We start from the raw sequence: 15,722 nt of genomic DNA on the forward strand, positions 1-15,722 counted from the left end.
AAGGGGGATATACACATGCAGATAACAGATGTCCGCATCAGAAAAGTAAACAAAGAAGGAAAAATGAAAGCGGTAGTGTCCATTACAATTGATAATGAATTCGTAGTACACGATATTAAAATTATTGAGGGTGAGAAAGGCATGTTTATTGCGATGCCAAGTAGACGAGCTGGAGATGGAGAGTATAGGGATATTGCACATCCAATTAATTCGGAAACTCGCGAAAAGATACAGTCTATTATTCTTGAAAAATATGAAACTGCTGCAAATGCGGAAGAGGATAGTGACGTAATGGAAGAAACAGCTGCTGCTGCACAGTAGTAGAATGTTCGGATAGTATTTACATAGGGTTGCCGTTGGTGGCAGCCCTTTTTAAAGTGATAGGAAATTGCACCGCATTTTCTATCACTTTAAAAAGCACCCTAAAAAGCAGGGTGCAGGAGGAAGGTGCAGGATGAGGAAAAATTCCTTAGTTTTATTTTTACTAATTTGCATGGTGCTGTTTGGCTGCCTGTTTTTGAAGGATATTGCTTTTCTTTTTGGAGGAAATGAAGAAAAAAAAGATACGATTAGGCAGGAATATATTGAAAAATTAAGGGAGCAGATGATGGAAGGAAGGGAAAAAGTAGAAGTCAGATATTCTGGAGGAGCTGAGGACATAGAAGATTTTGCAACAGAAGCAATTAATGAAGCTTTTAAGATAGATGAGCCAGGTACATCCAGCGATTATGATTATTTGAGGACAAAGTATTATGGGGCAAATATAAAAATAAGAGGCTGGGGAAAAAATTATTCTATTACGTATGATTTTAACTATTTGGAATCAAAAGAAGAAACCGATGAAGTAGAAAAAAAGGTTGGGGAAATTTTAAGTACACTTTATCTGGAACAAAAAACAGATTATGAAAAAATTAAGAAAATTCACGATTATATTATTGAAACAGTGGCATATGATATATCTGTAAAAAATAATTCAGCATATGATGCGTTGATAAATCATTCTTCAGCGTGTATGGGATATGCAAACCTAACGTATATAATGTTAACGGAAGCTGGAATTTCGTGCCGTGTCATTACGGGAGAGGCACATGAAGAACCACATGCATGGAATATTGTGCAAATAGATAATTTGTGGTATAACTTAGATTGTACATGGGATGATCCAATTGGTGCAAAGAATGACGAGTACAGATATCTGTATTTTTTAAAAGGCCAGCAGGACTTTCAGGATCATATTCGGGATGAAGAGTATAAAACAGATTTATTTCAACAAAACTATCCTATGGCACAAAGGAGTTTGAAAAAATAGAGAAAACGGAGGAAATAGTGATGTACATTATTGTGGGGCTTGGGAACCCATCAAGAGAATATTTTGGTACAAGGCATAATATTGGATTTGATGTTATAACACGAATAGCAGATGATTATAATATAACAATGAATATTAAAAAACATAAGGCTTTGTGTGGAGCTGGGTATATAAATGGTGAAAAGGTTTTTTTGGCTCAGCCTCAGACGTATATGAATCTCAGTGGGGAATCGGTAAGAGAAATTGTAGATTTCTTTAAGGTGGAAAGTACGCAGGTGATTATTATTTATGATGATATCAGCCTGGAGGTAGGACAGTTAAGGCTAAGAGCCAGGGGAAGTGCTGGAGGGCATAATGGCATAAAAAGCATTATTAAGCACTTAGGGACAGAAGAATTTCCAAGAATAAAGTTTGGTGTAGGCAATAAACCAGAGGGCTGGGATTTGGCAGATTATGTGCTAGGCAGATTTTCAAAAAATGAGGAGATTATTATCAGAGCAGCTTTAAAAAATGCATCAGATGCCTGTCGGGACATAATCGCAGAAGGAATGGATTTTGCAATGAATCAATATAATAAAAAAATAGATTATTCAAATTTAAAATAGAAACAGCAATTTCGTGTTAGAATGGAGTCAATAAAGTGAAGACGTTTTTTGAACCACTAAAAGAATTAAAGGAGTTTCAGGAGTCCAAAAAGCTTTTAAAAAACGGAGTAAGTCCAGTGCATATTACTGGAGCAATCGATACCCAGAAGGTACATTTTATGTCGGGCCTGGCAGAGGAGTACTGTTTTAAGGTAATTATCACTTATTCTGAGTTAAAAGCAAAGGAAATTTATGAAGATTACAGGTTGTTTGACAAGGATGTATTTTTGTATCCGTCAAAGGATATTATTTTTTATAGTGCTGATATTCATGGAAATGCAATTGTCAGAGATCGTATCAGGGTGCTAAAACGATTACTGGAAAAGAAGCCAGCTACGGTTATTATGACAGTAGATGGAGGTATGGATCGGCTCCTGCCGCTTAAATATATTGAAAATCAGGTATTTACACTAAAGTCTGAGCAGGTAATTGATTTAGATATTATAAAGGAAAAGCTGGTGCATTTGGGATATGAACGAGCTGCACAGGTTGAAGGACCAGGGCAATTTGCTGTCAGAGGAGGTATTATTGATATTTTCCCTTTGACAGAAGATTGTCCTTATCGTGTTGAGCTGTGGGATGATGAAATTGATACGATTCGTTCTTTTGATGTGGAAAGCCAGCGTTCAATAGAACAAATTGATTCGATAACTATTTATCCAGCAACAGAAGTGGTGCTGGACAAAGACAGGTTTGCAGCAGGAATTCATAAAATTGGAGTAGATAAAAAGAAGTATGTAGAACAGCTAAAGCAGAATAAGCGGTTTGAAGAGGCGGGCAGGATATCTGAGATTGTGGAGGAGTTTAAGGAAAAAATTCAAATCTACAGTGGGTCCATGGGTCTAGAAAGTTATATTTCATATTTCTATGAAGAAACAGTATCTTTTTTTAGTTATCTACAAATGGAAAATTCTATTTTTTTCGTGGACGAACCAAATCGTTGCAAAGAAAGAGGAGAAGCGGTTGAACTGGAATTCAGGGAAAGCATGTTGAGCCGAATTGAAAAAGGATACATTTTACCACAACAAATGGATGCGGTCTATCCTATTCGAGAGGTATTTGCAAAGCTGCTTAAACAAAAATTAGTATTAATCAGTACAATGGATTATACCGATAAAGAGTTTTCCGCTCATACTTCAGCTAATATTACAGTGAAATCAATGAATTCTTATCAGAATAACTTTGAAGTTTTAATAAAAGATTTGGAGAGATGGAAGCATCAGGGCTATAGGGTTGTGCTGCTTTCCAGTTCACGAACAAGGGCAAAGCGGTTAAGTGCAGATATTTGTGAATACAATTTAAATGCTTTTTATAGTGAAACGCTGGACAGGGAAGTGCAAAAAGGTGAAATCATGGTTGCCTATGGAGTTTTGCACAGAGGTTATGAGTACCCACTTATAAAGTTTGTAGTTATTACAGAATCAGATATTTTTGGTGCAGAGAAGAAAAAGAAGAAAAAGAAGAAGTCTTATGAGGGAACTAAGGTTAACAGCTTTACAGATTTGAATATAGGAGATTATGTAGTCCATGAAAATCATGGAGTAGGTATTTATAGGGGAATAGAAAAAATTGAAGTAGATAAAATTACAAAGGATTATATTAAAATCGAATATGCCAACAGTGGGACCTTGTATGTACTGGCAACAGGACTGGATGTTATTCAGAAATATGCAGATTCAAATGCTAAAAAGCCAAAACTGAATAAGCTGAACTCAATCGAATGGAAAAATACAAAAGCAAAAGTACGAGGTGCTGTAAAAGAAATTGCAAAGGATTTAGTTGAGCTTTACGCAAAGAGACAGTCAAAGAAAGGACATGAGTTTAGCAAGGACACAGTATGGCAGACTGAATTTGAAGAAATGTTTCCTTATGAAGAGACGGAGGATCAGCTGACGGCAATTGAAGAAACAAAAAAGGATATGGAAAGTTCAAAAATAATGGACCGGCTTATTTGTGGTGATGTTGGATACGGAAAGACAGAGGTTGCTATACGCGCTGCATTTAAAGCGGTTTTAGATGGAAGACAGGTTGTTTTTCTTGTTCCCACTACTATTTTGGCACAGCAGCATTATAATACCTTTACGCAAAGAATGAAAGATTTTCCTGTGACTATTGATATGTTATCACGATTTAGAACAACAGCACAGCAAAAGAAGGCAATTCAAAAGCTGAAGGAAGGTTCCTTGGATATTATTATTGGTACCCATCGGGTGCTTTCTAAGGATATTGCCTTTCGAAATCTGGGATTATTAATTATTGATGAAGAGCAGAGGTTTGGGGTTACCCATAAGGAAAAAATTAAACAGATTAAAGAGGATGTGGATGTTTTAACACTATCTGCCACTCCTATACCAAGAACGCTTCATATGAGCTTGGTAGGAATCCGTGATATGAGTGTACTGGAAGAACCGCCTGTTGATAGACTGCCTATTCAGACCTATGTATTGGAACATAATGAAGAAATAATACGTGAGGCAATTAACCGGGAATTAGCAAGGGGAGGGCAGGTATATTATGTTTATAATCATGTAAACAATATTGACGAAATAACAAATCGTATTGCTGCTTTAGTACCAGAAGCTAATGTATCCTTTGCCCATGGACAGATGCAGGAAAGAGAACTGGAAAAAATTATGTTTGAATTCATAAACGGTGAGATTGATGTATTGGTGGCAACTACTATTATTGAAACAGGCCTGGATATTTCCAATGTTAATACTATGATTATTGATGATGCGGATCGTCTTGGACTGTCACAGCTTTATCAGCTTCGTGGACGTGTAGGAAGATCAAATCGAACGGCATATGCATTTTTGATGTATAAGAGAGATAAAATGCTGAGAGAAATTGCTGAAAAGAGACTTCAGGCAATTAAGGAATTTACTGATTTGGGTTCGGGCTTTAAAATTGCTATGAGGGATTTAGAAATCCGAGGTGCAGGAAATCTATTAGGTGCTAAGCAGCATGGCCATATGGAGGCAGTTGGTTATGATTTATATTGTAAAATGCTGAACGATGCGGTAAAAGCATTAAAAGGAGAGGCAGTTGAAGAGGCAGAGTTTGAAACATCTGTAGATATGGATGTGGATGCATATATTCCGGCCACCTATATTAAAAGTGAATTTCAAAAGCTTGAAATTTATAAGCGTGTTGCTGAAATTGGAAACGAAGAAGAGTTTTTGGATATGCAGGAAGAACTTCTGGATCGCTTTGGTGATATACCAAGCAGCGTAAATCATCTCCTTCAGGTTGCATTTATTAAAGCACTTGCACATAAGGCATTTATTATACAGGTTAAGCAGCAGGAAAAAAGTATTAAAATGGTGATGTATGGTAAGGCTATGGTTGATGTAACTAAAATTCCTGACTTGATCAAAGAATATAATCATGCAATGGAGTTTACAAAAGATACCAATCCGTTTTTTACCTTGCGCTTAGATAAAATTTTTGGTAAAGGAAAAATAGAACAGGATAAGGTATTTGAATGCATCAAAAAAGCAGTTAGTAAAATATATGAGTTGCTTCAAAAAAAATAGTGGCTTATAATAGAGTTGTAATCATGCACTGAGAGGAAATAGAGAATGAACGCTAGGAGAATATTTTTTTGGGGAGTTATGGCAATGCTGATGCTTTCGGGATGCAAAAAAGAAGTTGCTGTTGGCAATATGGTTCCGGAAAAGACACAAGCATTAGATGAGAAGCAGGATACTACACTGGAAACAGATACTGTAGTAATGACAGTGGGGGACGAAGAAATTGAGTATCAAGAGGTTTTGTTTTATATTTACAAAATAAAACAAGATTATGAAAAAACATTAAGTGCAGGCGTTTGGACTTTTGAAGTAGCGGACGGGGTATCCTTTGAAGACTATGCCAAAGAAGAAATTATAAATGAACTTACGGAACTTAAGATTATATGCCAGCAGGCAGTTTCAGAGGGTGTGACATTAACAGACGATGAACTGGCAGATTTAAAACAGCAGGCTAATACGTTTCTTTATTCGTTATCTGAGGAAGATATTCAAACCTATGGCTTTACCCAGGAATTAATTGAAAAGATTTATGGGGAACATGCGTTAGCCAATAAAATGTTTGATGTTACAACAGGAGAAGTTGATACAAGCATTTCCAATGAGGAGGTACGACAGATTAAAGTACAGTATCTGCTTATAATGACTAACGGCGTTAACAAAGAGGGAAAAAATATTCAGATGAATGAAAAGGAGAAGAAAGCGGCATATAAAGAGGCAAAGAAGTTATATGAAGAGGCAAAGAAGAGTACTGATTTTTATAATTTTGCAATGGCAAATTCAGATCTGGATGAAGTGGAGCTTATTTTTGGACAAGAGGAAAAGCCAGATGAATTTGGCAGTCAGGCGGTTTTATTAAAAACAGGGGAGCTTAGTAAAATAATAGAGGGAAATCAAGGGTATTATATTGTATATTGTGTCAGTGACTGTGATGAGGATGCAACCTTTGAAAAGAAAGAGGAAATCATTCAGCAGAGGCAGACAACGGTATTTGAAAGTTCTTACTCCACGTGGTCTGAACAATATAAGGTAGTGGTAAGTAAACCATTGTGGGAAAGGATTGTTTTCGGGGAGGAAACAGAAGAATGATTGAAATTGAGAATTTTACAAAAGTATATAAACTTAGTAAAAAACAGAGGCTGGAGCTGAAAACAAGAAACCACATTAGAAAAGCAGTAGATGGAGTGTCATTGTTAATTCCCAAAGGAGAAATATTTGGTCTTTTAGGACCAAATGGAGCTGGGAAGACAACGACACTTCGTTGTATTTCAACATTATTGAAACCAACCCAGGGAAGTATTCGTGTGTGTGGGCATGATACAATAAAGCATCCTGAAAAGGTGCGTAAAAAAATTGGTTTTTTGACCAACGAAATAAGAATGGATCCGGATTTTTCCGCAAAATATATGTTTGAATTTTTTGGGCATCTGCATGGGTTAAATGATGAGGTCATTGGGGAAAGGAGAAAAAAGTTATTTTCCTATTTTGAGATTGAAGAATTTCAGAATAAAAAAATAGAACAGCTCTCTACTGGTATGAAACAGAAAATATCTATTGCAGTTAGTCTTGTTCATGATCCAGAAGTTATTATTTTTGATGAACCTACGAATGGGTTAGACATTGTGACAGCCAGAAGCGTAACAAATTATTTGCAGCTGTTGAAGGAAGAGGGGAAGCTGGTGCTTATATCCACTCATATTATGTCAGAGGCTGAACGGCTTTGTGACAGAGTCGCAATCATTGTAAACGGCAAGAAAGTAATTGATGGGAGTCTGGAGTACATAATGGATACTACTGGGACAAGAAATTTGGAAGATGCATTTTTTAATTTGTATTTACAATATACAGAAAGGGGAAAAGTATGAATGGCACAAAATATGTGATACAGAAGGAACTGGATCGTGTATTCAAAGATAAAAAGCTGGTATTCAGCCTGTTTCTCCTTCCTGCGGTTTTAATGATAGGAATATATTTATTAATGGGTAAATTAATTAATATTATGGTCACCGATGTACAGGAGCATGTACCAACTATTTATGTGCAGAATATGCCAGATGGCTTTAATTCTTACGTGGAGCAGCTGAATTTTCCAGGCAGTGTTATTTATTTTTATGGAGAAAATGTTTTAACGAGAACAGACGAAGGAGAAAAGATTATATCCACAGAGGAAATTAAGGAAAACATTCGGAGTGGCAGAATCGACCTGTTGGTGGTATTTGAAGAGGATTTTCTGAATCAGGTAGAAAATTATGAAGAGGGTTCTATTATTCCTGAGATTCGCACCTATTATAATCCAGCAGAGGATTATTCTGAAGAAGCCAGAAATAAATTTATGGAGCTTGTTATTAATAAATATAAGACTTATTTGCTTGCAAAGCGTATTGGTGACTTGAATCAGATTATGGTTTTTGATGTGGATCGGGATCCAGCGGCATCATATGTAATGGATGAAACGCGAGCCAATGCAAAAACACTTTCCATGATGCTTCCTTACCTGGTCATTATGCTTTTGTTTACTGGACCTATGAATCTGGGAATTGATGCAATAACAGGAGAAAAAGAACGGGGGACACTGGCAAGCATGTTGATTACACCAATGCAAAGAGGTCAGCTTGTTCTGGGAAAGCTGCTAGCCCTTTCTATCTTATCCTGCCTATCTGCGGTGGTGTATTCCGTTTCTATTATTGTAGGACTGCCCGATGTACAGAAGGTCAGCGCAGTGGGAAATGGGACTGTTAGAATCGAGCCAGTGCAGATGGTCTGGCTGTTTATTGTCATGGTGGTGCTTGTGTATCTATATGTAACCATTGTAGGGCTAATCGCTGTGCTGAGTAAAAGTTCAAAGGAGGCAGGTTCGTACATATCTCCAGTCTATATTATAGTAATTCTGTCTGGAATTATGACTATGTTTGCAGGAGATTTTACTGTAGATATTGGTATGTTTGGTATACCAGTGTATGGCAGTGCGATTGCCATACAAAAAATTACTACAAATGAATTAACGCTTGCCCAGTTTGGAGTAAATGTTATTTCTACGGTTTGTATTTCAGCGATATTAACTATTTTTATCATAAAAGCATTTAATAGTGAAAAAGTGATGTTTAATGTGTAAAGAAAAATGAGAGAATATAGAAATTAGAATGACATTGGAGGTTCACATGGAAAGAATACTAATCATAATGACAGGTGGAACAATTAGCAGTATAAAAAAAGAAAATATTCTTAATGTGGATGATGAAGTGACACTGGAGTTACTTATAGATTACAGAAAGCGTTTTGGAGATTCTCAGAAGTTTGATATCGTAAAACTTATGAATATATTAAGTGAAAATTTTTCTCCTGCAAAATGGGAGGAAGTGGTTGAGGCAGTTTTGCAGGGAATTGAAAAGGGATATGAGGGTATTATAATTACCCATGGATCAGATACATTATCCTATACGGCAGCATTTCTGGGAACTCTTTTTGCCAATGTAAAAGTTCCAATTATGCTTGTTGCTGCTAACTATTCACTAGAGGATAAAAGGAGCAATGGATTTGCTAATTTTATCAGTGCGGTTCATTTTATTCATCAACGCTTAATGACAGGAGTTTTTGTTGCGTATCAAAATAACAGAGGAGAGAATGAAATATTTCCTGGGGTAAAAATTATGGAATCAGACCCTTACTTTGACCAGTTCAGAAGTATTGATGGAAAGGCATTAGGCTGTATAAAAAATGGGGAATTTCAACCTGACTTGTGGTGCCTCAAAAAATGGAAAGCAGAAACAGAATGGAACAAAGAAAACAGTCTGGGTAATGATTTGAGTAAAGCGTTTTTGTATCAGAATAAAGTGATTCTTTTAAAAATGTATCCAGGAATTGATTTTAGTATGATACAAATAAGGGGCAATGTCAAAGCGGTTATTTTGTGGTTATATCATTCGGCCACAGGTCCCATTGAAAAGGAAAGCGGATTGTTGGAGTTTCTTTTACATTGTAAAGAAAAAAGGATTGTTGTTTATGGTGTGTCTTTTAAACATCAGGATGGAGCTTTTTATGCTTCCACTAAAAAGTTAATAGAGCTAAGTTTAAAACCACTTTGTAATGTGTCAATAGAAACAGCATATGCATTGGTTTTAGTTGCCTATAACCAGAATCTGATAGAGCCAGAAAGATTTATTGAACAGAAATTATTTTAACTGCCTAAAATAAAAATTAAATAAATAAAACAAATTTGAGAAGTATATGTATAAATTCCTCTATTTAACGCAAAATATTATGTATAAATGAGTTATATGAATTTAAGCAAAATGGAGGAATTATTTTATGAAAGCAACTGGTATTGTAAGGAGAATAGATGATTTGGGGCGTGTTGTAATTCCGAAGGAAATCAGGAGAACGTTAAGAATCCGGGAAGGAGATCCATTAGAAATTTTTACGGATCGCGAGGGTGAAATAATTTTAAAGAAGTATTCTCCAATTGGTGAATTGGGACAGTTTGCAAAACAATATGCAGAATCATTAGCACAGACCTTAGGTCATATTGTTTGCATAGCAGATAGAGACCAGTTGATTGCTGTATCTGGAGGTGGTAAAAAAGATTTGATTATGAAGCCAATTCATAAAGAGCTTGAGACGGCCATTAGCGACAGGCTTAATATAGTTGCCTCTGTTAAGGATAAAGGCTACTGCAAGATTACGAATGATGATGAAGAGTATAGTTATGAAGTCATTACACCAATTCTTAGCGAGGGTGATGCAATTGGTGCGGTTATTATATTAACAAAGGAGCAGAAAATAAAATTTGGTGAGCTAGAAGTTAAAATGGCTCAGTCTGCGGCAGGGTTTCTGGGCAGACAGATGGAACAATAATTTAATAGAGAATAGGTGAGGATATGGAACGAAAGGAAAAGTATGAGTTCTCTGATTTCATGGAAATTATAAGGCATTTAAGAGGGGAAAATGGATGCCCATGGGATCGGGAGCAGACACATGATAGTTTAAGAGTTTGTATGATTGAAGAAGCATATGAAGTAGTAGATGCGATTGAGCGAAAGGATTTACCTAATTTAAGAGAGGAGCTTGGAGATGTTCTTCTTCAAGTTGCCTTACATAGTGCTATCGCAGAGGAAACAGGAGAATTTACAGTAGATGAAGTGATTCATGAAGTAAGTGAAAAAATGATTCGAAGGCATCCCCATGTGTTTGGTAATAGTACAATATCAGATGCTGAGGGAGTCGTGAAAAAATGGGAAGAGATTAAAAGAGAAGAGCATAATGAGATTACTATATCAGAGGGGCTTTTGAAAGTGCCAAAAGTATTACCCTCAAATATGCGAGCTCAGAAGGTTCAAAAGAAAGCGGCTAAGGCAGGTTTTGATTTTGAAGATATTACACAGGTAATGGACAAGGTAGAGGAGGAACTGAGAGAATTGAAAGAGGCCATGAAAGAGGGGGATTCTTGTCAGATTGATGAGGAGTATGGTGATCTTATGTTCTCAATGACCAATTTAGCAAGGTTTTTAGGGCTAAATGCGGAAAATTCCTTGACAAATTCCATAGATAAGTTTATAAATAGATTTGTAGGTATTGAGCGAATCGCAACTAGCGAAGGAAAGAGCCTAAGCCAGCTTACTATAGATCAGATGAATGAACTATGGGAGCGTGTGAAAGAAAAGAATAAGAATAACAATTTTGAAGATTAAGAGGAGGAGTTTTATCCATGAACAAAGCTGAATTAGTAGCTGCAATTGCAGAAAAGACAGAATTGTCCAAAAAAGATTCTGAAAAAGCTTTAAAGGCATTTATTGATGTTGTTACAGAAGAACTTATTAAAGGTGAGAAGGTTCAATTAGTTGGTTTTGGTACTTTCGAAGTTTCACAAAGAGCTGCTAGAGAGGGTAGAAATCCTCAGACGGGTAAAACTATGGAAATTTCTGCGTGCAATGCTCCAAAGTTTAAAGCAGGTAAACAATTAAAAGATGCACTTAATTAGTGGATATAGGGTTGCTTTGGCAACCCTTTCGTTATTTCAAGAATATGGGGCAAGCAGTTGTTTATAGAGTGTCATGGATAGTAAATTTAACGATGAGATTAGATAAATTTTTAAAAGTAAGCAGATTGATTAAGAGAAGAACAGTTGCCAATGAAGCCTGTGATGCAGGCCGGATTTCTGTAAATGGCAAGGTTGCAAAAGCGTCCCTTTCTGTAAAGGAAGGCGATATAATAGAAATTGGTTTTGGTAACAAGAATGTAAAAGTTGAGGTTCTTGATGTACAAGAAACGGTAAAGAAGGATGTGGCAAAGGAACTTTATCGATATTTATAAAAACCTTACGTCATAAGAATTTTTTGTGAAACCTCCTAATATACTTTATAAAATACTTAAAGTATATCGGGAGGTTTTTGCATGGATGACAAGCAAATTCAAAGAGGCAGCCATAGAATAAATCTGAGTGGAAGACAGGCAGCGGTTATTAGTGGGGTAAATGATGTGTTATCATTTGATGCAGGGGAGGTTTTGCTGGATACAGAGCAAGGAATTCTAATGATTCGGGGACAGGAACTGCATGTGAGCCGTTTAACATTAGAAAAAGGAGAAGTAGATGTAGATGGCAGAATTGATAGTTTAACTTATTCAGATGGAGGATATGGAAAATCTGGAGAATCTCTGTTTGGCAGATTATTTAAGTAGGTGAGTGGATGATAGAAGAAATGAAGAAAGAAGTTGTCTTCTTTTTGTCCTCTTTACTATTAGGAATAATAATTTTAATAGTATATGACATATTAAGAATTATTAGAAGAATTCTGCCTCATGCAAAATGGGTATGTGCCTTAGAGGACATTATTTTTTGGATTGCAAGTGCTATTTCTATGTTTTATTTGATGTATGAACAGAACAGCGGAATTATTCGCAGTTTTTCTATTTTCGGAATGTGTCTGGGGATGTTTTGGTATCATGCTGCTGTAAGTGAGTGGTTAGTAAAATCTATGACAGGATTGATTAAGAAAATTATCAGATTTATTAAGAAGATGACAGCTATTATTATGAAACCAGTCGTATGGTTAATACGCAGGGCAAAGTGGTTTGGTTTTTTTGTCATAAAACATATGAAAAAACCTTTGCGGGCTGCTATAAAAGCATTGAAAAAAGTTTGGAAAACAGTTAAAATAGCAGTAACGAAAAAATAATTCCAATAAGAATATGAAGGTGAGATATTGAGCAAGCAAAGACGTACACAAAGAAGAAAGAAAGCAAAAAGCGGTGCGGGGATTATTACAATTGCAGTTCTTTTACTGTGTGGACTTGTTTCCTATAAGAAAATGGAATTAAATGCAACTGTACAAAAAAGTGCGAAGAGAATTGAAGAACTAGAAAAAGAAAAGCAGGAACTGGTAGAAGAGAAGGATGAAATCAGTGAATATGAAGCCTATGTGAAAACAAAGAAATATGTTGAGGAAGTTGCACGGGAAAAGCTGGGGCTTGTATATGAAGATGAAATTATTTTTGATTCTGATAATTAAGTAGTTGACAAAGGGGAAAGAACCAGTTATAATTAAAGACGCTTTTACGGCGGAATAGCTCAGTTGGCTAGAGCACACGGTTCATACCCGTGGTGTCATGGGTTCAAATCCCTTTTCCGCTATTTAATTTTCGGGAGTGAGGACAAGTATAGATTTTACTTGTTCTTTTTTTATGTGATAGGATATTGTCAAGCAAAGTTATGTTCCTTATAGTTGATATTCTTAATAGGTGTGAACTCCCTGTATTCGATTCAAAACACGATTCCAATAAGAAATTGTCAAAAAGTTTTTCTGTTCCCAATCGCTAGTTTGACAAACATTTCAAAATGATACCCCTATAATACGTGAATAGCAGAGCAAAAAGAAAAGGGGAGCGTAGTATAATGAAAAATTTTAGTCAAGCATGGAAACGTATAAAATGTATCAACATAAGATACATTGCTGTAGATTTGATAGGAATTATAATGGCAAGGACTTTGTTTCTTTCTATGAATCCAGTTGCAGTAGCATATTTTGCAGCAGCCTATTTGGAAAAGAAAAACAGGTTGTTTTTGATTATATCAATGGTGTTTGGAATGGCAATGGGAAGTGTTTATACCCAGCAGCAAATGATAAAATATGTAACCATACTGTTTGGTGTTTGGTTTGCTAATGGAATAATTGAAAAACGAGGAAAGGCGTTAACGATTACTAGTATGGGAATGCTGGCGGGACTTCTGACATTTATGATTTCTATTAGCTATGGAAGTATTCGCATGGAGTATTCTGAAAATATTCTGATAGGAGCACTAGAAGGACTGTTGGTGATGGCATGCGTAAACCTGTTTCACCTTGCCATAAATTTTATACTTCGTGGAAACCGTGGACAGATTTTGTCCAACGAAGAAATAATCAGCATTGCTATTTTATCTAGTTTTTTTGTTTACGGTATGCCACAAATTGCTCCTTATCAATTTTCAGTGGTAGAGACGGTTGCGTATCTGCTTATTCTTTGTCTGGGATATAAATATGGGGCAGGGGCAGGAGCTGTTGTAGGAACGGCGTGTGGAATTGTATTTTTTTTGCTAAATGGAAATGTTGCGGTGGTTGGGATTTTTTGCATACTAGGAATTTGCAGTGGGATGTTCCGGGAACTGGGGCGATTTGCAGCGATTGTAGTTTTTATAGTATTAGACGTTTTGTTATGCAGTCTTTATGCAAAAAATTATTTATATGTTTCTCAAGTAAGAGCCCTTGTGTCATCTGGAATTATATTTTTATTATTACCAAGACCATGGATGTTTCGAGTATATTTATATGAATTGCAAAGCAAAGAAAATAATTTTTCCAGGCAAAATATTCAGCAGCTGACCAGACAAAGACTGAATGAATTTTCAGAGTCTTTTCAAAAGCTATCCAAAACTTTTGATGCGCTGGCAAAAACTAGACAAGCACTGGGGCGTCAGGAAATGGATTGTATTTTTGACAGTTTGTCTAATAAGCTATGTAGTGAATGTGAAAATTATGAAAAATGCTGGAGTCAGAATTTTTATAATACCCAGCAGACAGCGGCGTCTATCCTTGAGGTTGCAAAAAAAGAAGGTTTTGTGACACCAGAAGATCTTCCAGAGGCTTTTCAAGAGAGGTGTGTCAATTTTAATGCTTTTGTAAATGAGACAAATAGGGAACTTGCCTTGGCAAGTATGAACTTGAACTGGTATAATCGAATGGCAGAAAGCAGGGAGGCAATTGCCAGCCAGCTTTGGGAGGTATCCCAGATTATTGATGAATTCTCAAAAACCATTCATGAAACAAGAGAAGTAGAAGAAAAGTTAAAGGATAATATTGTACGGTATTTAAAGAGCAATTATCTAGAGGTAAAGAAAATTTCAATCTTTGAAAAGAAAAATAAAAAGAGACAGATCTTTTGTGAAATGCGGACCAGAAAGGGAAGATGTATTACTTCCAGGGAGGCAGCAGCAATGGTTTCCAAGGTATGTGAAAAGAAAATGAAGCCTTCTGTAGAAAGTAAAAATATTATTAATAAAGATTATGAACGCATAGTATTTGTGGAGGATACAGATTTTAAAACATTAACAGGAAAGGTGCGTGTGGCAAAGGATGGTGAAAAAGTTTCAGGTGACAATTTTTCTTTTTTAAATTTAGAAAATGGGCAGATGGTAATGCTTTTGTCAGACGGAATGGGAACCGGTGAAAAGGCATGTGAAGAGAGTGAGACGGTAATTGAACTTTTAGAACAATTTTTAGAAGCGGGATTTCAGGAGGAGTCGGCAATTAAGCTGATTAATGCCAGTCTAGTTTTAAATAATGACAATCAGAGCTTTTCTACATTGGATATCAGTAGAATTGATTTGTTTTCAGGAGAATGCAATTTTATAAAAATAGGAGGCTGTGCCACCTTTATAAAACGAAATACGGAAATCGAAATTGTAGAATGCAGTAATCTTCCAGTTGGGGTATTTGCCAGCCTGAATCTGGAGAGCTGCACAAAAAAGCTAGGGGATGGCGATTATATTATTATGGTATCAGATGGTATTTTAGACTCCTTGGAGGAAGAAAATAAGGAAGAAAAATTTACAGCTATTTTAAAAAAGATTAAGTTGAAAAACCCACAAGAAATGGCGGAATGTATTATGGAAGAGGTTATGAAGGAAAGTCAGGGAGAGGTAAGAGACGACATGACAGTGCTTGTAACTGGAATATGGAAAAAGTCGTGATTGCATTATAAGATTTTACG

At 36.1% G+C, this 15,722-nt stretch carries 16 protein-coding genes and 1 tRNA gene; all 17 read left to right on the forward strand.

Annotated features, from left to right (window positions below):
- The first annotated feature begins 15 nt into the window (after positions 1–15).
- The 17 genes from spoVG (at position 16) to spoIIE (ending at position 15,702) form a co-directional block, all read left to right on the forward strand.
- A complete protein-coding gene (gene spoVG, locus BM305_RS06120) occupies positions 16–321 on the forward strand; it encodes a septation regulator SpoVG (protein WP_092559825.1) in 306 nt (101 codons plus the stop codon).
- A gap of 133 nt (positions 322–454) precedes the next feature.
- Entirely contained in the window at positions 455–1,309 is an 855-nt protein-coding gene (locus BM305_RS06125) for a transglutaminase domain-containing protein (protein WP_092559826.1), read from the forward strand.
- 20 nt (positions 1,310–1,329) lie between these two features.
- The gene (gene pth / locus BM305_RS06130) at positions 1,330–1,914 is read left to right on the forward strand and encodes an aminoacyl-tRNA hydrolase (protein ID WP_092559827.1); all 585 of its coding nucleotides are present in this window, start codon (positions 1,330–1,332) and stop codon (positions 1,912–1,914) included.
- A gap of 35 nt (positions 1,915–1,949) precedes the next feature.
- Positions 1,950–5,489: a transcription-repair coupling factor gene (gene mfd / locus BM305_RS06135; protein WP_092559828.1), complete on the forward strand. Its 3,540-nt coding sequence runs from the start codon at positions 1,950–1,952 to the stop codon at positions 5,487–5,489.
- Between the two features lie 45 nt (positions 5,490–5,534).
- Positions 5,535–6,572, forward strand: a complete 1,038-nt coding sequence (locus BM305_RS06140) for a peptidylprolyl isomerase (protein WP_092559829.1) — start codon at positions 5,535–5,537, stop codon at positions 6,570–6,572.
- Positions 6,569–7,348, forward strand: coding sequence for an ABC transporter ATP-binding protein (locus BM305_RS06145; protein WP_092559830.1), 780 nt, complete (start codon positions 6,569–6,571; stop codon positions 7,346–7,348). Before BM305_RS06140 ends, BM305_RS06145 begins: the two co-directional genes overlap by 4 nt.
- Positions 7,345–8,595, forward strand: a complete 1,251-nt coding sequence (locus BM305_RS06150) for an ABC transporter permease (RefSeq protein WP_092559831.1) — start codon at positions 7,345–7,347, stop codon at positions 8,593–8,595. Before BM305_RS06145 ends, BM305_RS06150 begins: the two co-directional genes overlap by 4 nt.
- 46 nt (positions 8,596–8,641) lie before the next feature.
- Positions 8,642–9,661 (forward strand): asparaginase, encoded by a 1,020-nt coding sequence (locus tag BM305_RS06155; protein ID WP_177214574.1) that lies wholly within the window; start codon positions 8,642–8,644, stop codon positions 9,659–9,661.
- A gap of 127 nt (positions 9,662–9,788) precedes the next feature.
- Positions 9,789–10,334, forward strand: coding sequence for a stage V sporulation protein T (gene spoVT / locus BM305_RS06160; RefSeq protein ID WP_092559833.1), 546 nt, complete (start codon positions 9,789–9,791; stop codon positions 10,332–10,334).
- A 23-nt stretch (positions 10,335–10,357) separates the two neighbouring features.
- Entirely contained in the window at positions 10,358–11,167 is an 810-nt protein-coding gene (mazG, locus tag BM305_RS06165) for a nucleoside triphosphate pyrophosphohydrolase (protein ID WP_092559834.1), read from the forward strand.
- Positions 11,168–11,184: 17 nt separating this feature from the next.
- A complete protein-coding gene (locus tag BM305_RS06170) occupies positions 11,185–11,457 on the forward strand; it encodes an HU family DNA-binding protein (protein ID WP_092559835.1) in 273 nt (90 codons plus the stop codon).
- Positions 11,458–11,549: 92 nt separating this feature from the next.
- Complete coding sequence (locus BM305_RS06175) at positions 11,550–11,789, forward strand: RNA-binding S4 domain-containing protein (protein WP_092559836.1); 240 nt, start codon at positions 11,550–11,552, stop codon at positions 11,787–11,789.
- 81 nt (positions 11,790–11,870) lie between these two features.
- Entirely contained in the window at positions 11,871–12,155 is a 285-nt protein-coding gene (gene yabP, locus BM305_RS06180; RefSeq protein ID WP_092559837.1) for a sporulation protein YabP, read from the forward strand.
- A gap of 8 nt (positions 12,156–12,163) precedes the next feature.
- Positions 12,164–12,652 carry a spore cortex biosynthesis protein YabQ gene (yabQ, locus tag BM305_RS06185; protein WP_092559838.1) on the forward strand — a complete coding sequence of 163 codons (489 nt, stop codon included), beginning with the start codon at positions 12,164–12,166 and terminating at the stop codon, positions 12,650–12,652.
- A 27-nt stretch (positions 12,653–12,679) separates the two neighbouring features.
- On the forward strand, positions 12,680–12,985 hold the full coding sequence (locus BM305_RS06190; RefSeq protein WP_143099138.1) for a septum formation initiator family protein: 306 nt from the start codon (positions 12,680–12,682) through the stop codon (positions 12,983–12,985).
- Positions 12,986–13,033: 48 nt separating this feature from the next.
- Positions 13,034–13,107 (forward strand) — tRNA-Met (locus tag BM305_RS06195).
- Positions 13,108–13,368: 261 nt separating this feature from the next.
- Positions 13,369–15,702 carry a stage II sporulation protein E gene (spoIIE, locus tag BM305_RS06200; RefSeq protein WP_092559839.1) on the forward strand — a complete coding sequence of 778 codons (2,334 nt, stop codon included), beginning with the start codon at positions 13,369–13,371 and terminating at the stop codon, positions 15,700–15,702.
- Positions 15,703–15,722: the final 20 nt, after the last annotated feature.

It is taken from the genome of Anaeromicropila populeti, from assembly GCF_900112775.1.
GTDB lineage: Bacteria > Bacillota > Clostridia > Lachnospirales > Lachnospiraceae > Anaeromicropila_A > Anaeromicropila_A populeti.

Excerpts from the sequence above, each read along its gene's own strand:
- spoVG (WP_092559825.1), top strand. The coding sequence starts at position 16 with ATGCAGATAACAGATGTCCGCATCAGAAAAGTAAACAAAGAAGGAAAA.
- BM305_RS06125 (WP_092559826.1), top strand. The coding sequence starts at position 455 with ATGAGGAAAAATTCCTTAGTTTTATTTTTACTAATTTGCATGGTGCTG.
- pth (WP_092559827.1), top strand. The coding sequence starts at position 1,330 with ATGTACATTATTGTGGGGCTTGGGAACCCATCAAGAGAATATTTTGGT.
- BM305_RS06140 (WP_092559829.1), top strand. The coding sequence starts at position 5,535 with ATGAACGCTAGGAGAATATTTTTTTGGGGAGTTATGGCAATGCTGATG.
- BM305_RS06145 (WP_092559830.1), top strand. The coding sequence starts at position 6,569 with ATGATTGAAATTGAGAATTTTACAAAAGTATATAAACTTAGTAAAAAA.
- BM305_RS06150 (WP_092559831.1), top strand. The coding sequence starts at position 7,345 with ATGAATGGCACAAAATATGTGATACAGAAGGAACTGGATCGTGTATTC.
- BM305_RS06155 (WP_177214574.1), top strand. The coding sequence starts at position 8,642 with ATGGAAAGAATACTAATCATAATGACAGGTGGAACAATTAGCAGTATA.
- spoVT (WP_092559833.1), top strand. The coding sequence starts at position 9,789 with ATGAAAGCAACTGGTATTGTAAGGAGAATAGATGATTTGGGGCGTGTT.
- mazG (WP_092559834.1), top strand. The coding sequence starts at position 10,358 with ATGGAACGAAAGGAAAAGTATGAGTTCTCTGATTTCATGGAAATTATA.
- BM305_RS06170 (WP_092559835.1), top strand. The coding sequence starts at position 11,185 with ATGAACAAAGCTGAATTAGTAGCTGCAATTGCAGAAAAGACAGAATTG.
- BM305_RS06175 (WP_092559836.1), top strand. The coding sequence starts at position 11,550 with ATGAGATTAGATAAATTTTTAAAAGTAAGCAGATTGATTAAGAGAAGA.
- yabP (WP_092559837.1), top strand. The coding sequence starts at position 11,871 with ATGGATGACAAGCAAATTCAAAGAGGCAGCCATAGAATAAATCTGAGT.
- yabQ (WP_092559838.1), top strand. The coding sequence starts at position 12,164 with ATGATAGAAGAAATGAAGAAAGAAGTTGTCTTCTTTTTGTCCTCTTTA.
- spoIIE (WP_092559839.1), top strand. The coding sequence starts at position 13,369 with ATGAAAAATTTTAGTCAAGCATGGAAACGTATAAAATGTATCAACATA.